The 22665-nt window shown below is 61.5% G+C and carries 14 protein-coding genes and 3 tRNA genes; 15 read left to right on the plus strand and 2 right to left on the minus strand.

Annotation, left to right across the window (positions count from 1 at the left end):
• Window positions 1–19 precede the first annotated feature (19 nt).
• The 6 genes from ETC27_RS13820 (at window position 20) to eno (ending at window position 10764) form a co-directional block, all read left to right on the plus strand.
• Window positions 20–535 carry a hypothetical protein gene (locus tag ETC27_RS13820; RefSeq protein WP_136255596.1) on the plus strand — a complete coding sequence of 172 codons (516 nt, stop codon included), beginning with the start codon at window positions 20–22 and terminating at the stop codon, window positions 533–535.
• Between the two features lie 55 nt (window positions 536–590).
• Window positions 591–5042, plus strand: a complete 4452-nt coding sequence (gene gltB, locus ETC27_RS13825; protein WP_136255597.1) for a glutamate synthase large subunit — start codon at window positions 591–593, stop codon at window positions 5040–5042.
• 108 nt (window positions 5043–5150) lie between these two features.
• Window positions 5151–6572 (plus strand): FAD-dependent oxidoreductase, encoded by a 1422-nt coding sequence (locus ETC27_RS13830; protein WP_136255598.1) that lies wholly within the window; start codon window positions 5151–5153, stop codon window positions 6570–6572.
• A 215-nt stretch (window positions 6573–6787) separates the two neighbouring features.
• On the plus strand, window positions 6788–8449 hold the full coding sequence (gene pyrG, locus ETC27_RS13835) for a CTP synthase (RefSeq protein ID WP_136255599.1): 1662 nt from the start codon (window positions 6788–6790) through the stop codon (window positions 8447–8449).
• Window positions 8450–8458: 9 nt separating this feature from the next.
• Window positions 8459–9310 carry a 3-deoxy-8-phosphooctulonate synthase gene (gene kdsA / locus ETC27_RS13840; protein WP_136255600.1) on the plus strand — a complete coding sequence of 284 codons (852 nt, stop codon included), beginning with the start codon at window positions 8459–8461 and terminating at the stop codon, window positions 9308–9310.
• Window positions 9311–9468: 158 nt separating this feature from the next.
• Window positions 9469–10764 carry a phosphopyruvate hydratase gene (gene eno / locus ETC27_RS13845; RefSeq protein WP_136255601.1) on the plus strand — a complete coding sequence of 432 codons (1296 nt, stop codon included), beginning with the start codon at window positions 9469–9471 and terminating at the stop codon, window positions 10762–10764.
• 670 nt (window positions 10765–11434) lie between these two features.
• Here the strand turns inward: eno and fdxA are convergent.
• Window positions 11435–11758 carry a ferredoxin FdxA gene (fdxA, locus tag ETC27_RS13850; RefSeq protein WP_136255602.1) on the minus strand — a complete coding sequence of 108 codons (324 nt, stop codon included), beginning with the start codon at window positions 11756–11758 and terminating at the stop codon, window positions 11435–11437.
• 300 nt (window positions 11759–12058) lie between these two features.
• Entirely contained in the window at window positions 12059–14668 is a 2610-nt protein-coding gene (gene mutS / locus ETC27_RS13855; RefSeq protein ID WP_136255603.1) for a DNA mismatch repair protein MutS, read from the minus strand.
• A 169-nt stretch (window positions 14669–14837) separates the two neighbouring features.
• On the opposite strand from mutS, the gene ETC27_RS13860 reads away from it, so the two are divergent.
• From ETC27_RS13860 to ETC27_RS13900, 9 genes are all read left to right on the plus strand, one after another.
• The gene (locus ETC27_RS13860; RefSeq protein ID WP_136255604.1) at window positions 14838–15374 is read left to right on the plus strand and encodes a CinA family protein; all 537 of its coding nucleotides are present in this window, start codon (window positions 14838–14840) and stop codon (window positions 15372–15374) included.
• Window positions 15375–15495: 121 nt separating this feature from the next.
• A complete protein-coding gene (gene recA, locus ETC27_RS13865; protein WP_136255605.1) occupies window positions 15496–16557 on the plus strand; it encodes a recombinase RecA in 1062 nt (353 codons plus the stop codon).
• A 3-nt stretch (window positions 16558–16560) separates the two neighbouring features.
• Window positions 16561–17058, plus strand: a complete 498-nt coding sequence (locus tag ETC27_RS13870) for a regulatory protein RecX (RefSeq protein WP_136255606.1) — start codon at window positions 16561–16563, stop codon at window positions 17056–17058.
• Between the two features lie 134 nt (window positions 17059–17192).
• Window positions 17193–19802, plus strand: coding sequence for an alanine--tRNA ligase (gene alaS, locus ETC27_RS13875; RefSeq protein WP_136255607.1), 2610 nt, complete (start codon window positions 17193–17195; stop codon window positions 19800–19802).
• Window positions 19803–19915: 113 nt separating this feature from the next.
• Entirely contained in the window at window positions 19916–21169 is a 1254-nt protein-coding gene (locus ETC27_RS13880) for an aspartate kinase (RefSeq protein WP_136255608.1), read from the plus strand.
• A 200-nt stretch (window positions 21170–21369) separates the two neighbouring features.
• Window positions 21370–21570, plus strand: coding sequence for a carbon storage regulator CsrA (gene csrA / locus ETC27_RS13885; protein WP_136255609.1), 201 nt, complete (start codon window positions 21370–21372; stop codon window positions 21568–21570).
• A gap of 302 nt (window positions 21571–21872) precedes the next feature.
• Window positions 21873–21965, plus strand: a tRNA-Ser gene (locus ETC27_RS13890).
• Window positions 21966–22022: 57 nt separating this feature from the next.
• Window positions 22023–22099 (plus strand) — tRNA-Arg (locus ETC27_RS13895).
• Between the two features lie 83 nt (window positions 22100–22182).
• A tRNA-Arg gene (locus tag ETC27_RS13900) sits at window positions 22183–22259 on the plus strand.
• Window positions 22260–22665 lie beyond the last annotated feature (406 nt).

Below are 22665 nucleotides of genomic sequence, written 5' to 3' on the forward strand. Positions count from 1 at the left end.
GCTGTCAGTGGCCATCTTGATGATCAAGCGTCCGTTTGCACGGGCGCTTTTTTTTGCTCGGCGTTTCAGACATGGCCTAAGCGCGTTACGTCGTTGGGGCGATCGGGTGTTGAGCACGACTGGCGCGTGGCAAGACGGACGTTTGCAAACAAGCATGCCGAGAGCCGTTGGCGGGGCAAAAAATGACTGGTGGCATCCGGGAGTGAGTGATCAGGTGTGCCAATTGGGCGATGCGTGGATGTCGATCGGCATAAAAGAATACGCATGCCTTATGCATGATTGGCATGCCCTTGAGCGTCCTTTTGCGACTAAAGTCTACTGTTGCGGATTCGGTGCGTCAGGCACAGCCAAGTGGTTGACCTGTCAGGGTTTTTTGCTTGACTGGTTCGCTAAGGTGCCGATTTTAGGCGATTTTTTTCAGGTCTCGGCGGGCAGGGAATTGCGCCGTAGAAGGGGGATGGCTATGCTGGACGGCCTTTTTTGGCGCCAGAAACCGGCATGCATCGGCGATATGTGGAAAAAGAAAAACCAATAAATATATCGCAGAAGCCGTCTGGACACAAGACTACTGATATTGATGAGGCGCGCCCATGAGACAAGGTCTCCACCAGCCCGGTGAATTTCGCGACAACTGCGGCTTCGGCCTGATTGCGCATATGGAAGGACAGGCCAGTCATGACCTGCTCAAGACCGCTATCGAATCGCTGACCTGTATGACGCATCGCGGCGGTATCGCCGCCGATGGCAAGACCGGCGATGGCTGTGGCCTGCTGCTGAAGATGCCGGTCGACTTCATGCGGGCCGTGGCTCGGGAGTCACTGGGTGTCGAGCTGGGTGAAGGCTTTGCCGTGGGCAGCATTTTCTTACCCGACGACGATACCCGCGAGCAGGCTGCTCGCGACGTGCTCACCGGCGAGCTTGAAGCACGCGGACTGACCGTACATGGCTGGCGCAGAGTGCCCATTGACCCGAGCGTCTGTGGCCCGATGGCACTCGACTGTCTGCCGCGCATCCGTCAGGTCTTCGTCTCTGCGGGTGACGACCGTCTCGAGGCCGACTTTGGCGTGGACCTGTTCATGGCACGGCGCCGTGCCGAGGAGAAGCTGTCTCGCGAATCCGAGTTCTATGTCTGTTCGCTGTCTTCCCAGGTGGTGTCCTATAAAGGCCTGATGATGCCGGTGGACCTGCCCACCTTCTATCAGGACCTGAATGACGAGCGGCTCGAGACCGCGATCTGTGTCTTCCACCAGCGCTTCTCGACCAATACCGCCCCGCGTTGGCCGCTGGCGCAGCCGTTTCGCCTGCTGGCGCACAACGGCGAGATCAACACCATTGAGGCCAACCGCGGCTGGGCCAACTCGCGCAAGGAAAACTTCGTCAGTGATCGGCTACCCGAGATCGCCGAGCTCGACGAGATCGTCAACACCTCCGGCTCCGACTCCTCGAGCATGGATAATATGCTCGAAGTGTTGATGGCTGGCGGCATGGACATCTATAACGCCGTGCGCATGATGGTGCCGCCGGCCTGGCAGAATGTGGAAACCATGGACGGCGACCTGCGCGCCTTCTATGAATACAACTCCATGCACATGGAGCCTTGGGACGGGCCTGCGGGCATGGTGATGACCGATGGTCGTCACGCCGTCTGCATGCTGGATCGCAACGGCCTGCGTCCGGCACGCTGGGTCATCACCAAGAACGGCTATATTACCCTGGCCTCCGAGATCGGTACCTACAATTACCGGCCCGAAGACGTGGTGGCCAAGGGACGGGTCGGACCCGGCAAGGTGCTGGGGATCGATACCCAGACCGGTGAGATTCTGCACACCGAAGACATCGACAACCGCTTGAAGTCGGCATTTCCCTATCGTCGCTGGCTCAAAGACGAAGCCAGTTATCTGGAGTCGGCCCTGACCGAGCTGGCGCGTTTCCAGCCCATGGATGCCGATGAGCTCAATGTTCATCAGAAGCTTTTCCAGATTACCTTCGAGGAGCGTGACCAGTTGCTGCGCCCACTGGCCGAAAGCGGTCAGGAAGCCGTGGGTTCGATGGGCGACGATACGCCCATGGCCGTGTTGTCGGGCCATGAACGCCTGCTCACCGACCATTTCCGCCAGAAATTTGCTCAGGTCACCAACCCGCCGATCGATCCGCTGCGCGAAGCCATCGTGATGTCGCTGGAGACCATTTGCGGCGCTGAGCTTAACGTCTTCGAGGCCACGCCCGAGCACGCACATCGCCTGATTCTGACCACGCCGGTGCTCTCACCGCGCAAATTTACCGCGTTGGTCAACCAGGACGACCCGGCGTTCGCCAGTCAGCACCTGTCACTTGCCTATGATCCCGAGACCACCGGGCTCAAGCAGGCCATTCAGGTGTTGTGTCGCCAAGCCGCCGATGCCGCGCGCAGCGGTAACGTCGTGCTGGTGCTGAGTGATGCCGGCCTCAAGAAAGGCCAGTTGCCGATTCAGGCGGCGCTTGCCGTGGGGGCCGTGCACCACCATCTGGGCCAGAAGGCCTTGCGTCCGCGGGTCAACCTGATCGTCGAGACCGGCTATGCCCGTGACGCTCACCAGATGGCGGTGCTGTTCGGGGTCGGTGCCACGGCGGTCTATCCGTATCTCGCCTATCAGGTGATGGCCGACATGCACCGTACCGGCGAATTGACCGGTAATCCGGCGGATGCCCGCGAAAACTATCGCAAGGGCCTGCAGAAGGGGCTCTTCAAGATTCTCTCCAAGATGGGGATCTCGACCCTGGCGTCCTATCGTGGCGCCCAGCTTTTCGAGGCAGTGGGTCTAGGCGACGAGGTGATGGATCTATGCTTCACCAACATGGCATCGCGCATTCAGGGGGCGGGGTTCAGCGAGCTGCAAATGCAGCAGGAGCTGCTGGCTCGCCGGGCCTGGACGCCGCGCAAGAGCATTGACCAGGGCGGTCTGGTCAAGTACGTCCATGGCAAGGAATACCACGCCTACAACCCCGATGTGGTGACCACCCTTCAGGAGGCGGTCCAGCAGGGCGATTATCAGAAGTGGAAGAAATTCGCCGGCCTGGTCAACGAGCGCCCGGTGGCCACCATTCGCGACCTTTTGGTCTTGAAGCCTGCCGCCGAGCCGGTGCCGCTCGAGGAAGTCGAGACCACGGATGAGCTGATCCCGCGCTTCGACAGTGCCGGCATGTCGCTCGGCGCCCTGTCGCCGGAGGCCCACGAGGCGCTGGCTCAGGCAATGAACGAGACCGGCGGCCGCTCCAATTCCGGGGAAGGGGGCGAGGATCCGGCGCGCTACGGCACCATCCGTTCATCGAAGATCAAGCAGATCGCTTCTGGGCGGTTCGGTGTCACGCCGACCTACCTGGTCAACGCCGAGGTATTGCAGATCAAGGTCGCCCAGGGCGCCAAGCCCGGTGAAGGCGGTCAGCTGCCCGGTGGCAAGGTCAACGAGATGATCGGCCGGCTACGCTATGCGGTCCCCGGCGTCACGCTGATCTCGCCGCCCCCGCACCACGATATCTATTCGATCGAGGATCTGGCGCAGTTGATCTTCGATCTCAAGCAGGTCAACCCGGACGCCCAGGTATCGGTCAAGCTGGTCTCCGAGCCCGGCATCGGCACCATCGCCACCGGCGTGGCCAAGGCCTATGCCGACCTGATCACCGTGTCGGGCTATGACGGGGGCACCGCGGCGAGCCCGCTGACCTCGATCAAGCATGCGGGCAGCCCCTGGGAGCTTGGCCTGCCTGAGGTTCATCAGGCGCTGCGCATCAATGGCCTGCGTGACAAGATCCGCCTGCAGACCGATGGCGGGCTGAAGACCGGCCTCGATGTGGTCAAGGCGGCGATTCTCGGCGCTGAGAGCTTCGGCTTCGGCACCGCGCCCATGGTCGCGCTGGGCTGCAAGTACCTGCGTATCTGTCACCTCAACAACTGCGCGACCGGTGTGGCGACACAGGATCAGTTCCTGCGTGACGAACACTTCCGCGGCACCGTCGACATGGTCAAGCACTACTTCCGCTTCATTGCCGAGGAAGTGCGTGAACTGATGTCGCTGCTCGGGGTGCGCAAGATCACCGACCTGATCGGGCGCACCGATCTGCTCGAGGTGCTCGAGGGTCAGACCAGCGCCCAGCGCAAGCTCGACCTGACGCCGTTGCTCGAGAACGATCATGTTCCGGCGGGTGCTCCCCAGTTCTGCCACGTCAATCGCAACGTGCCCCATGACCCGGGTGCCAAGAACCAAGAGGTGCTCGAGGCGCTACGCTCGGCGATCGACGACAAATCCGGTGGCGAGTTCGATTTCACCATCACCAACTGTGATCGCAGTGTGGCGGCCATGACCTCCGGGGCCATCGCCAAGCGCTATGGTGAGGCCGGTCTCGAAGATGCGCCGATCACCGCGCGCTTCACCGGCGTGGCGGGACAGAGCTTCGGGGTATGGAATGCTAGCGGTCTGAACCTGTATCTCGAAGGCGATGCCAACGATTATGTCGGCAAGGGCATGAACGGCGGTTCGATCACCATCGTGCCGCCGGCCGGCAGCCACTTCGAAAGTCACAAGACGGCCATCATCGGTAATACTTGCCTGTATGGCGCGACCGGCGGCACGCTTTATGCCGCTGGCACTGCCGGCGAGCGCTTCGCGGTGCGCAATTCCGGTGCCACTGCGGTCATCGAGGGAGCCGGGGATCACTGCTGCGAGTACATGACCGGCGGGTTGGTCACGGTGCTTGGCGCGACCGGTGTCAACTTTGGCGCAGGCATGACCGGCGGCTTTGCCTACGTCATTGACGAAGACCGTACCTTCGTCGACAAGTACAACCACGAACTGGTGGAAATCCACCGGATCAACACCGAAGCCATGGAGGCGTACCGGCGCCACCTGAGGGAGGTCATCGAGGACTATGTCGCTACCACCGGCTCGGCGCGCGGTGAGGAGATACTCGAGGACTTCGGCCACTTCATCCGCCACTTCTGGCTGGTGAAGCCCAAGGCCGCGAGTCTTGGCAGCCTGCTCGCCGAGTCTCGGCGGCGGCCGGAGTAAGCGACGTCCCGGCAGCGGCCCCACAGACCGAGTTCCGGCGGCCGCGTCCCGGCGGAGCCAGTATCACTGGCTCCGTCCTGACCTTCCAGTTTTCGAGGAGAGACGACAATGGCAGAGCGTCTTCAGCATAACGATTTCCAATTTATCGATGTGGGTCGCCATGACCCGCAGAAGAAGCCGGCGCGCACCCGTTCACGGGAGTTTGCCGAGATCTATGAGCCCTATCAGCCAAGCGAAGCCGCCAGCCAGGCGGATCGTTGCCTGGGGTGCGGCAACCCCTATTGCGAGTGGAAGTGCCCGGTCCACAACTACATTCCCAACTGGTTGAAGCTGGTGGCCGAAGGCAACATCCTGAAGGCTGCCGAGCTGTCGCATGCGACCAACTCGCTGCCCGAGGTATGCGGTCGGGTCTGCCCGCAGGACCGTCTCTGCGAGGGGGATTGCACCCTCAACGACGGCTTTGGCGCGGTGACCATCGGCTCGGTTGAGAAGTACATTACCGATACCGCCTTCGCGATGGGGTGGCGGCCTGATATGTCGCAGGTCACCAAAACCGATAAGCGCGTGGCGATCGTCGGTGCCGGGCCGGCAGGTCTCGGTTGTGCCGATATCCTGGTGCGCAATGGCGTGACCCCGGTGGTGTTCGACAAGTACCCGGAGATCGGGGGGCTGCTGACCTTCGGTATTCCCGAGTTCAAGCTTGAGAAGAGCGTGATGGAGCGTCGGCGGGCGGTCTTCGAGGAGATGGGCGTGGAGTTCCGTCTGGGTGTCGAGATCGGTGCCGATATCACCATCGATGAGCTGATGGAGGACTACGATGCGGTCTTCCTCGGCATGGGTACCTACAAGTACATGCAGGGCGGCTTCCCTGGGGAAGACCTGCCGGGCGTGCACAAGGCGCTGGATTTCCTGGTGGCGAACGTCAATCACTGCCTGGGCTTCGAGAAAAACGCCTCCGATTATGTCTCCTTCGAGGGCCAGCGGGTCGTCGTACTGGGCGGCGGCGACACCGCCATGGACTGCAATCGGACATCGATTCGTCAGGGGGCGGCCAGCGTTTCCTGCGCCTATCGCCGAGACGAGGAAAACATGCCGGGCTCCAAGCGTGAGGTGGCCAATGCCCGCGAAGAGGGCGTCGAGTTCCTGTTCAACCGTCAACCGGTGGCGGTGATCGGTGAAGACAGGGTCGAGGGTGTCAAGGTGGTGCGTACCCGCATGGGGGAGCCTGACGAAAACGGCCGTCAGCGTCCTGAAGTCGTACCGGGCTCCGAGGAAGTGCTGCCTGCGGATGCGGTGGTGATTGCCTTCGGCTTCCAGGCGACCGATATCGACTGGCTCGAGCCCAGCAATATCGACACCAACGAGCGGGGCCTGATCACGGCGCCGGAGCATGGTCGTTATCCTTTCCAGACCAGCAACGCCAAGGTCTTTGCCGGCGGTGACATGGTGCGCGGCTCAGACCTCGTTGTGACCGCGGTCTATGAGGGCCGCCAGGCCGGCGAGGGTATCCTCGACTACCTGGAAGTCTGAGCGCCAGACGGCTTTTTTCAGCCGGCAACGGTGACAGGTCCGCGATACACGTCTTTTTCCTCCCGGAAAAAGACGTGTGCCGATAGGCAGGGGAAAAGCATGCTGGCGATGGTGCGTATGGCAAATTGAGCCACCAAGGCGATTCTGCTACTCTGTCGTCCCATCCTGGTGCGGTTTCCTGCCGCGCCTTCTGATCACGTTTCGACAGGTTCTCCATGACACGATATATCTTCGTGACCGGCGGCGTTGTGTCCTCTCTCGGCAAGGGCATCGCGTCCGCCTCGCTGGCGGCGATTCTCGAGGCCCGCGGTCTCAAGGTCACCATGCTCAAGCTGGATCCGTACATCAACGTCGATCCGGGCACCATGAGTCCCTTCCAGCATGGCGAAGTATTCGTCACCGAGGATGGCGCCGAGACCGACCTGGATCTGGGCCATTACGAGCGCTTCATTCGCACCAAGATGACCCAGAGCAACAACTTCACCACCGGTCGTGTCTACGAGCACGTACTGCGCAAGGAGCGCCGCGGCGACTACTTGGGCGGCACGGTGCAGGTGATCCCGCATATCACCGACGAGATCAAGCGTCGGGTCTATGCCGGGGGCGAAGGCTTCGATGTGGCACTGGTCGAGATCGGCGGGACGGTCGGCGACATCGAGTCGTTGCCGTTCCTCGAGTCGATCCGCCAGATCAGAAGCGAGCTGGGTGCCAATCGCGCCATCTTCATGCATCTGACGCTGGTGCCTTACATCCAGACGGCCGGCGAGACCAAGACCAAGCCGACCCAGCACAGCGTCAAGGAGCTGCGCTCGATCGGTATCCAGCCGGATATCCTGATCTGTCGCAGTGAGGTCGAGCTCGAGGAGACCGAGCGTCGCAAGATCGCGCTGTTCACCAACGTCGAAGAACGTGCGGTGGTGCCGCTGCAGGATGCCGACACCATCTACCGCATCCCGCTGATGCTGCATGAGCACGGCCTCGACGAGATTGTCTGCGACAAGCTGCGCCTGGAAGCCAGCGATGCTGAGCTGGAAGAGTGGATCCGCGTGCTGGACGCCAAGCTCAACCCGCTGAAGTCGGTCAACATCGCCATGGTCGGCAAGTACATGGAACTGCTGGATGCCTACAAGTCGTTGAACGAGGCGCTGACTCATGCCGGTATCCAGAACCGCATCAAGGTCAATATCGACTATATCGATTCCGAGGATATCGAGCGCCACGGCCCCGAGCGGCTGGCGGGCAAGGACGCCATTCTGGTGCCAGGTGGTTTCGGTGAGCGCGGCGTGGAAGGCAAGATCGCCACGGCCCGCTTCGCCCGTGAGAATAAGATCCCCTATCTGGGCATTTGCCTCGGCATGCAGGTCGCAGTGATCGAGTTCGCCCGCCACGTGGCGGGCTGGGCGGATGCCAACTCCACCGAGTTCACTCATGACACCAAGCACCCGGTGGTCGGTCTGATCACCGAGTGGCTGAATGCCGAGGGCAAGATCGAGCTGCGTGATGCGGCCTCCGACCTCGGCGGCACCATGCGTCTGGGAGGCCAGATCTGTCATCTGCAGCCGGGCTCCAAGGCGCGTGAGGCGTACGGCAACGATGAGATCGTCGAGCGCCACCGCCACCGCTTCGAGGTCAACAACCAGTTCATCGGCGAGCTTGAAGAGGCCGGTCTGGTGATTTCCGGCAAGAGCGTCGATCAGTCGCTGGTCGAGATGGTCGAGCTGCCGGACCATCCCTGGTTCGTGGCCTGCCAGTTCCATCCGGAATTTACCTCTACGCCCCGCGATGGCCATCCGCTGTTTTCGGGCTTCGTGCAAGCGGCACTCGAGCAGAAGCAGGCGCGCGCTCGGCAGCATGCGCAGGCTCAGCCGCAGGGCTAAGGACAGCAGATGAGCGAATCTCAGAAAACCATCGAGTTTGCCGGCCACAAGGCCGGCAACGCCTTGCCGCTATCGCTTTTTGGCGGCATGAATGTGCTCGAGTCTCGCGACATGGCTTTGGAGGTCGCCGAGCGCTACGTCGAGGTGACCACTAAGCTCGGCATCCCGTACGTATTCAAGGCAAGCTTCGACAAGGCGAATCGCAGCTCGATTCACTCCTATCGCGGGCCGGGCCTGGAGAAAGGCCTCGAGATCCTCGCCGAGGTCAAGGAGCGCTTCAACGTGCCTGTGATCACCGACGTTCACGAGCCCTGGCAGGCCAAGCCGGTGGCCGAGGTCGCCGATATCATTCAGTTGCCGGCCTTCCTGGCCCGCCAGACCGATCTGGTGGTGGCCATGGCCGAGACCGGCGCGGTGATCAATATCAAGAAGCCGCAGTTCGTGGCGCCTCACGAGATGCGACACATCGTGCGCAAGTGCGAGGAAGCGGGCAACGATCGCCTGATCCTCTGCGAGCGGGGCTCGAGCTTCGGCTACAACAACCTGGTGGTCGACATGCTCGGCTTCGGTGACATGAAGGCTACCGGCTATCCGCTGTTCTTCGACGTCACGCATGCCCTGCAGCGCCCAGGCGGGCGTGCCGACAGCGCTGATGGTCGTCGTGCCCAGGTCGCTGAGCTTGCCCGTGCCGGTGTTGCGGTGGGGCTCGCCGGGATCTTTCTCGAAGCCCATCCGGACCCGGATAATGCCAAGTGCGACGGTCCCTGTGCCTTGCCACTGGACCAACTCGAACCGTTTCTGACTCAGCTCAAGTCGCTGGATGACCTGGTCAAGGGTTTCCCCGCACTGACGATTGCCTGATTGCGGCGCGCGGGTGGCGGCAGGCCCCATGACCCGGCTTTCGGGCGCCTGATGCCTTGAATGACGTGCCGGATAGACGACAGTTTTCGAGCGGAGCCGTGATTCCCTCCAGATAAGTCGACTGGATCAACGCTTAGCATTAATAAGGATGAGACATCATGACCAAGATTGTCGAAATTCGCGCCCTCGAGGTGCTGGACTCACGCGGTAACCCCACCGTGCAGGCCGAAGTGGTGCTGGCAAGTGGCGCCAAGGGCGTGGCCTGCGCGCCGAGCGGTGCGTCAACCGGCTCTCGCGAAGCGCTGGAGTTGCGCGACGGCGACAAGTCTCGCTACCTGGGCAAGGGCGTGCTGAAGGCAGTTGAGGCCGTCAACGGTCCGATCCGTGAACGGCTGGCGGGCCTCGATGCGTTGGATCAGCGCGCGCTGGATAACGCCATGCTTGAGCTCGATGGCACCGAGAACAAGGAAAGCCTCGGCGCCAACGCTATCCTCGCCGTCTCCCTGGCCGCCGCCAAGGCCGCGGCCAGCGCCAAGGGCATCGAGCTCTATGCGCATGTCGCCGAACTCTATGGTCAACCGGGCAAGTACCTGATGCCGGTGCCGATGATGAACATCATCAACGGCGGGGAGCATGCCGATAACAACGTCGACATCCAGGAGTTCATGATTCAGCCGGTGGGTGCGCCGAGCTTTCGTGAAGGCCTGCGCATGGGCGCCGAGGTCTTCCACGCCCTGAAAAAAGTGCTGGGATCACGCGGCCTTTCCACTGCGGTGGGTGACGAGGGCGGTTTCGCGCCAGACCTCGACTCCAATGCCGAGGCGCTGGCGGTGATCAAGCAGGCGGTGTCTGACGCCGGTTATACGCTTGGCAGCGACATCACCCTGGCGCTTGACTGTGCCTCCAGCGAGTTCTTCAAGGAGGGGCAGTACGACCTGTCCGGCGAAGGCAAGAGCTTTGATGCGGCCGGTTTCGTCGACTACCTGGCGGAGCTTGCCGAGCAGTATCCGATCGTCTCCATCGAAGACGGCATGGACGAATCCGACTGGGCCGGCTGGAAGGCGCTCACCGACAAGCTGGGCGACAAGGTTCAGCTGGTAGGTGATGACCTGTTCGTCACCAACACCCGCATTCTAAAGCGTGGCATTGATGAGAAGATCGGTAACTCCATCCTGATCAAGTTCAACCAGATCGGCTCGCTCTCTGAGACCCTGGATGCGATCAAGATGGCGCAGGATGCGGGCTTCACCGCTGTGATCTCCCACCGCTCCGGCGAGACCGAAGATACCACCATTGCCGACCTGGCCGTGGCGACCTCAGCGGGCCAGATCAAGACCGGCTCACTGTGCCGTTCCGACCGCGTCGCCAAGTACAACCGTCTGCTGGTGATCGAGCAGCAGCTGGGTGAGGCCGTGCGCTATCCGGGCCTGTCTGCCATCAAGGGTCAAGGCTGAAATCAGCCCGGGTCGATGACGACCTGTGACATTGAAAAGACCAGTGGAAAGGCGCCTGCGGGCGCCTTTTTTCGTATCGCGCGCCGGTTTGGACCGCATCCGGACGGAGCTCATGCCGACCATATCCTCATTGCGCGTAAGAGATTGCCGACAACTTTGCCCCGAAAAGCGTGATGTTGATCAATAAATGATCACCTTTGGTTTGCCTTGCTTCTCGTAAATATATGAAAAAGAAGAATATTTTTTATTTCAGCATGCGTTGGCTAGTGCTTTTTCCCTATATGAGTCGACTTGAGAACATCGCTATAAGTGCCACAATTCACTTGGGATGTGGGGAAGCAGGACGCTTTCCCGGCAGGATGCAACGGGATGGTAGACGGGTGCGCTTGGTGCGACAGGATGTCGTTCCCGGGCAGGGAAGTCACCCGAGGAAGCGGGCATAGGGACATGCTCAAGGAAATGGCTAGGAGCGGGCGACCTTCGGGTCGCCTTTTTTTATGCGTGTGAAAAAAGCCTCAGGAACCTGACGTAGCGTTCTGGGCACAAGGTGTTGCGGATCACGCTCTATGCAGCGCGTTCTGGTCATAATCTGTCCAAAAAGAGGCCGGCGAGAAATCGCCGGCCCCTTTGTCGTGGACCACGCCTGTCGGCCATCGTTGATGGCCGGGTCTCAGCGCTCGAGCAGTTCCTTCTTGTCGCTCTTGCCGTCCCACTCCTCAGCGTCAGGCAGCGGGTCCTTCTTCTCTGCGATGTTTGGCCAGACCTCGGACAGCTCGGCGTTGAGCTCGATGAATTCCTGCTGCCCCTCGGGGAGTTCGTCTTCGGAGAAGATAGCCTCCGCGGGGCATTCCGGCTCGCACAGGGCGCAATCGATGCACTCGTCGGGGTGAATGACCAGGAAGTTGGGGCCTTCGTAGAAGCAGTCTACCGGGCAGACCTCCACGCAGTCGGTGTACTTGCACTTGATGCAGTTCTCGGTGACGACGAATGTCATGGGTCTTCCTCGATCGTTAGCTGTCAGGGTCTCAGTGATGTGCCGTGAGCCTGATGGAGTCGTGTGCTAAATCTAGTTATAAGCGGCTTGGTCATTAGAAGCCGCCATTCTAATGGGGCAATATTCTAGTCGTGGCGTGCAGGGCCAGCAAGTCATCGCAGCGGCCGGGATGAAGAACGTTTCGGCATGAATCCATGCCCGTTATGCGGCGTTCTTCGTTCATCCGGCGCACAGCGTTTGTGCCAGTCATGCCGCCAACGGTCCGGTCACTTTCCCTGTGACGGATAGCTATCGGCATGGCTAGACTTTTTTCCGCCAGGCATAGAGCAGCTCCAGGGCCTGGCGCGGACTCAGGCCGTCGATATCCAGACCGGCCAGTTCGTCGAGCAGAGGGTGTGGCGTACTGGCAAACAGATCGTCCTGGCGCGGCGCGGGGGCAGTAGGCGCGGTGTTCGGTCCGGGCGCCGATACCGGGTCGGCCAGGGGTGTCTGGCGCTGGCCCTGGTCGATCTCCTGCTGCTCGAGTACGGCGAGTTTCTCGCGGGCGCGAGCGATCACATGCTGGGGCACCCCGGCCAATTGGGCGACCTGCAGGCCATAACTCTGGCTTGCCGGGCCGTCTTCCACCCGGTGCATGAAGACGATACCGTCCTTGTGCTCGGCCGCGGTCAGGTGCACGTTGGCCACGCCCGGCGCCTGATCGGGCAGAGCGGTCATCTCGAAGTAGTGAGTGGCGAACAGCGTGAAGGCCCGCGAGCGCGTCAGGTGCTCGGCACTGGCCCAGGCAAGCGACAGGCCATCGAAGGTCGAGGTGCCGCGACCGATTTCGTCCATCAGCACCAGACTCTTGTCGCTGGCATTGTGCAGGATGTTGGCGGTCTCGGTCATCTCGACCATGAAGGTCGAACGACCACCGGCCAGGTCGTCTGAGGAGCCGATGCGGGTAAAGATGCGATCGACCGGGCCGATCTCGGCGGCATCGGCGGGCACGAAGCTGCCGGTATGGGCCAGCAGCGTGATCAGTGCCGCCTGACGCATGTAGGTCGACTTGCCGCCCATGTTGGGGCCGGTGATCACCAGCATGCGCCGCGTGTCGTCCAGCGCCAGGTCATTGGGCACGAAGGGCGCTTCGCTGACGTGCTCGACCACCGGATGGCGTCCGCCCTGAATATTGATACCCGGTGCCTCGGTGAGCGTCGGGCGTACGAAATCCAGCGCCTGGGCACGTTCGGCAAAGCTTGCCAGCACGTCGAGGCTGGCCAGTGCCCGGCCTGTGTGCTGCAGGGCATCGAGCTCGGCGCCCAGGGTATCGAGCAGTGACTCGTAGAGCAGCTTCTCGCGTCCCAGCGCCCGGGACTTGGCCGACAGCGCCTTGTCCTCGAACTCCTTGAGCTCGGGAATGATGAAGCGTTCGGCGTTCTTCAGGGTCTGGCGGCGGATGTAGTCCACCGGGGCTTCACGCGCCTGGGCGCGCGGGATCTCGATGTAGTAGCCATGCACCCGGTTGTAGCCGACCTTGAGGCCGGCAAGGCCGGTGCGTTCACGCTCGCGGGTTTCCAGCTTGATCAGGTAGTCGCCGGCGTTTTCAGCGAGGCCGCGCTGCTCGTCGAGCTCCTCATCGAAGCCATCGGCGATCACGCCGCCATCGCGGATCACCACCGGCGGGTTTTCGATCAGCGCCCGGCTCAGTGTCTCGGCAAGCGTCGGGTAGGGATGGATATGGCGCCTGAGCTCGTCGAGCGCCGTTCCTTCATCGAACCCCGAGAGGTTCGCTTCGAGACCGGGCAGGGCGTTCAGGGCATCGCGTAACCGGGCCAGATCCCGGGGGCGGGCGCTGCGCAGTGCGATGCGGGCAAGTATACGTTCGACGTCGCCGATCGCCTTCAGGTCATCACGAAGGGGCAGAAAGGCCTCATTGTGGTAAAGCAGTGCGACGGCGGCCTGGCGGGCCAGGACTCGGGGGCGGTCGTGCAGGGGACGGTTCAGCCAACGCTTCATCAGGCGCGAGCCCATGGCGGTGGCGGTAGTGTCCAGTACGCTCGCCAGGGTGTTGTCGCTGCTGCCGCCGAGGTTGGTATCGATCTCGAGGTTGCGTCGACTGGCGGCGTCGATCACCACGGCATCATCCCGGTTCTCGACGCCAATAGCGGTGACGTGAGGTAGCTGAGAGCGCTGGGTATCCCGGGCATAGTCGATCAGCACCCCGGCGGCGGTCATGGCCGCCTCAAGGTGGGCGCAGCCGAAACCGCGCAGGTCCTGTACGGCGAACTGATCACATAGGGTGCGTGTCGCCGATTCCAGATCGAACAGCCAATCGCTCTGGCGACGCAGGCCACGACGCTCGGCAAGCGAGGGCGGAAGGTCCTGGCCGTCGGCGATCAAGCACTCGGCCGGGTCGAGACGCTGCACCTCGGCGAGCATCTCGGCCTCGCCCTCGACCTCGAGCACGCTGAAGCGGCCACTGGAAAGCTCCAGCCAGGCCATGCCCCAGGTCTCGCCCTTGGGATGCGCGGCCAGTACCAGGTTGTCGCGGTTGGCGTCGAGCAGGGCTTCATCATAGAGGGTGCCCGGGGTGACGATGCGCACCACTTTGCGTTCAACCGGGCCCTTGCTGGTAGCCGGGTCGCCGATCTGCTCGCAGATCGCCACCGACTCGCCGGCCTTGACCAGGCGCGCCAGGTACCCCTCGGCGCTGTGATAGGGCACCCCGGCCATGGGAATCGGCTTGCCCGCCGATTGGCCGCGCTGGGTCAGGGTGATGTCGAGCAGCTTGGCGGCGCGCTTGGCGTCGTCGAAGAACAGCTCATAGAAGTCCCCCATGCGATAGAACAGCAGCACCTCGGGGTGCTCGCGCTTGATCTTCAGGAACTGGCTCATCATCGGGGTGTGCTGGGCGCTGGCCTGTGTCATGGGCTTCCTTGGTTACGATGGCATGCGGGCGCGGCTGGATGTGAAAGCGAAGCATGGCGACGCTGTAATGGGTGACTCGTCAGGGGCCGGCAAAAGGCGATATTCTACCCGCTCAGGCACGTCTCGTCAGGCGCTGCCCGATTGCGCTGCTTACCATCACGGAGGCAAGATGTCGGCTATTCCTTCGACCCTGGAAAACTTCGACACGCTCGCGCTCGCCACCCGCCTGGGTGAGGCCTGCAGGGCGTGCGGGATGTCCGTGACGGCCGCCGAGTCCTGCACCGGTGGCGGTGTGGCCCACGCCATCACCGAGATTGCCGGTAGCTCGGCCTATTTCGAGACCGGCTACGTCACCTACTCTAATGCGGCCAAGACCCGCCAGCTGGGTGTGCCCGAGGAGGCGCTTGCCACGCATGGAGCCGTCAGCCGTGAGGTGGTCGAGGCGATGGTGGCCGGGGCCTGTCGCGACAGTGGCGCGAATCTGGCTGTCGCTATCAGCGGCGTGGCGGGGCCGGGGGGCGGCAGCCAGGCCAAGCCGGTCGGCATGGTGTGGTTGGCCTGGGGAGATGCCGTCACTCAAGGCGCCGTATGCCGTCACTTTGACGGTAATCGCCATGCGGTACGCGAGCAGGCGCTGCGGGCGGCACTCGCCGGGCTGATCGAACGGCTTGAGGGGACTCAGGCGCCACAGGAAAAGTCCCTTTAGCGGTAGGCGCGACGGTTTTTTTTCTCCATAATACTGTGCAGTCATACAGTATTTAGGTGCTGTACCCTGATTCAGCATTCAGACACATCGCTTTTCCTTTGATGATTCCAGGAGGCCATCCATGGCACAGGACGACAATCGCGCCAAGGCACTGAACGCGGCACTCAGCCAGATCGACCGCCAGTTCGGCAAGGGCACCGTGATGCGCCTGGGCGACGCGCCGCGCGTGACCATGCCATCGGTCTCCACCGGGTCGCTGGGGCTCGATATCGCGCTTGGCATCGGCGGCCTACCGTTGGGCCGGGTGGTCGAGATCTACGGGCCGGAGTCGTCGGGCAAGACCACCCTGACCCTGTCGGTGATCGCCCAGGCCCAGAAGCAGGGCAAGACCTGTGCCTTCGTCGATGCCGAGCACGCGCTGGATCCGAGTTACGCCGAGAAGCTTGGCGTCAATCTTGATGACCTGCTGGTCTCCCAGCCGGACAACGGCGAACAGGCGCTGGAAATCTGCGACATGCTGGTGCGCTCCGGCGGCGTTGATCTGATCGTCGTCGACTCGGTGGCGGCACTGACGCCGCGGGCCGAGATCGAAGGCGAGATGGGTGACTCCCACGTCGGTCTGCAGGCGCGCCTGATGTCCCAGGCGCTGCGCAAGATCACCGGCAACATCAAGAACGCCAACTGCATGGTGGTGTTCATCAACCAGATCCGCATGAAGATCGGCGTGATGTTCGGCAGTCCCGAGACCACGACCGGCGGTAATGCCCTGAAGTTCTATTCGAGCGTGCGCCTCGACATCCGTCGTACCGGTTCGGTGAAGCAGGGCGACGAAGTGACCGGCAACGAGACCCGCGTCAAGGTGGTCAAGAACAAGACGGCGCCGCCGTTCCGTCAGGCCGAGTTCCAGATTCTCTACGGCAAGGGGATCTATCATGCCGGGGAAGTGGTCGATCTGGGCGTGCAGTGCAATCTCGTCGACAAGGCCGGCGCCTGGTACAGCTACAAGGGCAGCAAGATCGGCCAGGGCAAGGCCAATGCCGCTCAGCATCTCGAAGACAACCCGGCGATCATGGAAGAGATCGAGAGCCAGATCCGCGCCCAGTTGCTGACCCAGGCCGAGCCGAAGGATGACAAGGCCGAAGGCGAAGCAGTCGCCGACGGCGAGCTCGACGACAAGGCCTGATCCATGACGTTCGGGTCAGCAAATACCTCGCGAGGCGAAAGCGGCGATCAGCCCTCGCCTCGTGATGATGCCATTCGTCTGTTGGCGCGAAGAGAGCATTCGCGTCACGAGCTCGAGTCTCGCTTGGCGACCAAGGGCCATGACGTCACCGAGGTGGCGACATGCCTTGATGACCTGGCCGAGCAGGGCCTGCAATCGGATGTACGCTTCGCTGAACACTTTGTTCGCTCACGCGTTCAGCGGGGCCAGGGGCCACGCAAGGTGCGCGCCGAGCTCGACCAGCGCGGTGCGGCGCGCGAGACGGTCGACGAGGCCCTGACGGAGGCCGAGGTGGACTGGTGTCGGCTTGCCGCCGAGACCCTCGCCCGGCGCTTCAGCGGCCCGGGCGAGACTCCCAAGGAGCGAGCCAAGCGCGAGCGATTTCTCGCTGGCCGTGGTTTCGATTTCGACCAGCTTAAATATGCCCTGGCCCATGCCTGGGACGACAACGACGCCTTCTAGCGCACTATCCCCCCTGAAAGTTTCCCGCCGACTCGTTATACTCCAAGGTTTTCGACGACACCGGCGTGCCGTGTCGGTCCGCCCCGGCGGCCGCTCGCCCGCAGCGTCAACACGCTTAACGCCACGGACTTGATATGAAAAGCGCAGAGATCAGACAGGCCTTTCTGACCTTCTTCGAAGAGCAGGGACATTCCATCGTGCCGTCCAGCTCGCTGGTGCCGGATAACGACCCCACCCTGCTGTTCACAAACGCCGGCATGGTGCCCTTCAAAGACGTCTTCCTGGGGCGCGACCCGCGACCCTATGTACGTGCCACCTCGGCGCAGCGCTGTGTGCGCGCCGGTGGTAAGCACAATGACCTGGATAACGTCGGTTATACTGCACGGCATCACACCTTCTTCGAGATGCTCGGCAACTTCAGCTTCGGTGACTATTTTAAGCGCCAGGCGATCCAGTTCGCCTGGACCTTTCTGACCGAGCGTCTGGGACTGCCCAAGGACAAGCTGTGGGTCACCGTCCACGTCAGTGATGATGAAGCAGAGCGCATCTGGAAAGACGAGATCGGCATCGACCCCGAGCGCTTCTCCAAGCTCGACGAGGACAACTTCTGGCAGATGGGCGATACCGGCCCCTGCGGGCCGTCTTCGGAAATTTTCTTCGATCATGGCGCCGAGGTATGGGGTGGTCCTCCCGGTAGCCCGGAAGAAGACGGTGACCGCTTCATCGAGATCTGGAACCTGGTCTTCATGCAGTTCGATCGCGATGCTCAGGGCAATATGAACCCGCTGCCCAAGCCGTCCATCGACACCGGTATGGGCCTTGAGCGGGTCGCCGCCGTGCTGCAGGGTGTGCACTCGAACTACGAGATCGATCTGTTCCAGAACCTGTTGGCAGCCGCTTCTGAAGCCACCGGCCACGCCGATACCACTGCGCCATCGCTGCGCGTGATCGCTGACCATATCCGCTCCTGCGCCTTCCTGATCGTCGATGGTGTACTGCCTTCCAACGAGGGGCGCGGCTACGTGCTACGCCGCATCATTCGGCGTGCGGTTCGCCATGGCCACAAGCTTGGCGCCCAGGGCAGCTTCTTCAATACCTTGGTAGCGGCGCTTGACGCCGAGATGGGCGAGGCCTATCCAGAGCTTCGTCAGGCTCGCGCCCAGATCGAGACCGTGCTGGCCAAGGAAGAGGCACAGTTCGCGCGTACCCTGGACCATGGCATGGGACTTTTGAGCGAGGCACTGGACGCGCTGGAAGGCGATGTCTTACCCGGCGAGACGGTGTTCAAGCTCTACGACACCTACGGTTTCCCCTATGACCTGACGGCCGATGTGTGCCGCGAACGCGGCGTGTCACTGGATGAAGACGGCTTTAAGGTGGCGCTGGAGGCGCAGCGTGAGCGGGCTCGGGCGGCCAGTCAGTTTGGTGCCGACTATGGCATCACCCTGGAGCTTGACGGTGAGACCGCCTTCACTGGCTATGATCGCCTCGAGGACCAGGCCAGGATCACGGCCCTGGTCGATACGGAAGGCAACGAGCTGGCGGCGATGGAGGAGGGCCAGAAGGGTGTCGTGGTACTCGACCGCACGCCTTTCTATGCCGAGTCCGGCGGCCAGGTGGGCGATACCGGCTATCTTGTGGTTGATGGCGGCCGTTTCCAGGTCACCGACACGCAGAAGCAGGCCAGTCATCACTTGCATCAGGGCCTGATGGTCGAGGGCGGTTTCAAGGTAGGGGCGGTGGTAACGCCGACCGTCGATGCCAGTCTGCGTGCCGCCACAGTGCGCAACCACTCGGCGACGCACTTGTTGCATCAAGCGCTGCGTATGGTGCTGGGCGATCATGTGCAGCAGAAAGGCTCTCTGGTCACCGCCGAGCGCTTGCGCTTCGATTTTAGTCACCTCGAGGCGCTATCAGCCGAGGAACTTGCCGAGATCGAGGCCATCGTCAATGCTCAGGTGCTGACCAATGCGCCCACGCAAATCGAAAACATGACCCTCGATGAGGCCAAGGCCAAGGGGGCGGCGGCACTGTTCGAGGCCAAGTACGCCGATGATGTGCGGGTACTGACCATCGGCGCCGACGACTTTTCGGTAGAGCTGTGCGGCGGGACTCATGTGGCGCGCAGTGGTGATATTGGCTGTTTTCATATCGTCACCGAAACCGGTATCGCTTCCGGCGTGCGCCGCATCGAGGCCATCACTGGCGAAGCGGCGCTTGATTACTTTCAGGGCCAGGAAGCGCAGCTCGCGCGAGTCGGTGAACGACTCAAGGCCAAGCCCGAGCAGGTCGAAAGCCGGGTCGAGTCGCTACTCGAACGTAACCGTAGCCTCGAGAAAGAGCTCGAACGCCTCAAGGCCAAGCTTGCCAGCAGCGCCGGCAACGACATGTTGAGCGAGGTGCAGGAGATCGCCGGCGTGCGTCTGCTCGCCAAGCAGCTCGAGGGCGTAGCCGGCAAGGAGCTGCGCACCGTGCTGGACCAGCTCAAGCAGAAAATGGGCTCTGGCGTGGTGGTGCTCGGCGTGGCCGATGCCGACAGCGGTAAGGTCAGCTTGATCGCCGGTGTGACCAATGATCTGACCGGGCGCCTCAAGGCGGGCGACCTGGTCAAGCATGTTGCCTCCCAAGTGGGTGGCAAGGGCGGCGGTCGTGCCGATATGGCGCAGGCCGGCGGTAGTGATCCCGCGGCCCTCCCCGACGCATTGGCCAGTGTGCCAGCCTGGGTAGAGGCACAGCTGGGGTAAGCCACTGGCAGGGACCGTGAGCAGTATGCTCCGGTCCCTTCGCTTGCACGTCCAAGCTTCCCGCCCAATAACGCACTCTTTCCTTTCATCCTTTTACTTCAAGGCAATCGCATATGGCGCTATACGTACAAAAATTCGGTGGCACCTCGGTGGGCTCGGTCGAGCGCATCAAGGCTGTGGCCGAGAAGGTCAAACGCTTCCGCGACAACGGTCACCAGGTTGTTGTCGTGGTCTCGGCGATGAGTGGTGAGACCAATCGCCTGGTTGATCTGGCTAGTCAGATTAACGACGAGCCAACACCACGTGAGTTGGACATGTTGGTGTCCACCGGCGAGCAGGTCACTATCTCGCTGCTGGCCATGGCCCTGCAGAAGCTGGGCGTGCAGGCGACGTCCTATACCGGCGCCCAGGTCGGTATCCAGACCGACAGTGCGCATACCAAGGCCCGTATCCAGCGTATCGAAACCGACGAAATCCAGGCCGATCTGGATGACGGCCAGGTGGTCGTGGTGGCTGGCTTCCAGGGCGTCGACGAGGAAGGCAATATCACGACCCTGGGTCGTGGCGGTTCCGATACGACCGGCGTGGCACTAGCTGCGGCGCTGAAGGCCGATGAGTGCCAGATCTATACTGATGTCGACGGCGTCTATACCACTGACCCGCGGGTCTGTTCCAAGGCGCGTCGGCTGGAGACCATCACCGTCGAGGAAATGCTTGAACTGGCAAGCCTTGGCTCCAAGGTCCTGCAGATTCGCGCCGTCGAGTTTGCCGGCAAGTACAACGTACCGCTGCGCGTGCTCTCCAGCTTCGAGGATGGCGGCAGCGGCACCCTGATCATTGCTGATTCAGAAGACGAAGAGGATTCCATGGAAGAACCGCTGATTTCCGGTATTGCTTTTACCTCCAACGAAGCCAAGTTGACTCTGCTCAATACCCCTGACGTCCCGGGTGTGGCTTCGCGGATCCTTGGGCCGATCGCGGATGCGAATATCGAAATCGATATGATCGTCCAGAATGTGGCGCCGGCTGGCGACTACACTGACTTTACCTTTACGGTCGGTAAGGGCGATTACAAGCAGACCATGAAGATCCTCAAGGATCAGGTGATTCCGGATCTGGGTGGCGGCGATCTGCGCGGCGATGACAACATCGCCAAGGTATCCTTGGTCGGCGTTGGCATGCGTTCCCACGCAGGCATTGCCTCTAAGATGTTCCGCGTGCTGGCCGACGAAAATATCAACATCCGTATGGTCTCTACATCGGAGATCAAGATCTCCGTGGTCATCGACGAGAAGCACATGGAGCTTGCCGTGCGTGCCCTGCACAAAGCGTTTGGTCTGGACAAGGACGACATCGAGCAGGAGTGATCCTGGTTGGTAGCGCCTAGCACTTTCGCTACGCTAGAAGAGTGGTCACTGCCATTCGTGGTGGCCACATTCACGGGCCGTGAGCGATGCGCATAGGAGGAGGCGTTTGGCTTGAAGCCATGTCTCGCGCATAATCTTGCCTCGCATGGCCACAAGCGTGCGTATCCCGTTGCAAGAGAAGTCTGAAAAGGAGATCGGTCATGCTCATCCTGACCCGCCGAGTCGGCGAAACCTTGATGATTGGTGATGAAGTCACCGTGACTGTGCTGGGTGTGAAGGGGAACCAAGTACGCATTGGCGTGAATGCTCCCAAAGACGTCGCAGTGCATCGTGAAGAGATTTATCAGCGTATTCAGCGCGAGAAGACAGATGAAGACGGCGAGTCAGAGCCGACACTATAAGTACTGGTATTGTAGTGTCTCCTCGTGTCGCTAGTGGTATCGCCTTGTATCGCCTTTTGGCTTTCAAGGGAGAAGTGAGGAAGAAGGTAGTCTTGTAGGGAAGCGGTGGCCGATAAAATGTGGTAGGCTATCGCCGCTGGGTTGCAGAAGCGAGGCTCATAGCGCGCTCGAGTTCCAGCGAATCGTGATTCAGAGCTGATACTGAGTCTCAGCCCTGATCTGATCACGAAAGCGTAAAAAAGTTGCCAGAAGGGTTGGACAAACACCTTCAGAAACGGTAACATACGCGCCGTGTTGATGAGGGAGAGGTGGCCGAGTGGCTGAAGGCGCTCCCCTGCTAAGGGAGTATGGGGTTTATAGCCCCATCGAGGGTTCGAATCCCTCTCTCTCCGCCATTCAACTGCGAGTTGTCGCAGTCTCATCACCACAATGAAGATGTAATGCTATAGCACGCGCCCTTAGCTCAGCTGGATAGAGTATCTGACTACGAATCAGAGGGTCGGAGGTTCGAATCCTCCAGGGCGCGCCATCTTCCTGCCAGCGGAAATACCAAGTTCCGCAGGTTGTTGGTTCGGCAAGCCTGTTTTGCTCAGCCAAGCACAATGTTGATCCGCGCCCTTAGCTCAGCTGGATAGAGTATCTGACTACGAATCAGAGGGTCGGAGGTTCGAATCCTCCAGGGCGCGCCATATTTCAACCCGTCCTCTTTTGAGGGCGGGTTTTGTGTTTCTGGCCCTCTTATACTGCTCGACAGTCAACATTCCTACCTCTCTTATAGTGTCGAGCCTAACGCTTACCGCTGACCTTGGTTTATCACTCAACGTTTCGCCTTCATTGTGATCGATTGTTTATGGGTAGCTCATTTGCCGGTTGGGCGTCGAGAAGGGGGCGTATGAGGCCGCTTGCGCTGACGGGGTCCGGTCTTGTCTTATGGCTCTGCGCTTGCACGCTTGAAACGCCCGCCCTCGTGCGGGCGTTGTCGTGTGCGGCGCCTGGTTATCCACACCCTCTCGCCGCCGTTATCTATCCACAGCCTCTATTCACCTTTTTGAAAGAAAGGGGTTGTGTCGCTCCGCGATAGTCCGTAAAGTACGC

The organism is Onishia niordana (assembly GCF_004798965.1).
In the GTDB taxonomy this organism is placed as follows: domain Bacteria; phylum Pseudomonadota; class Gammaproteobacteria; order Pseudomonadales; family Halomonadaceae; genus Onishia; species Onishia niordana.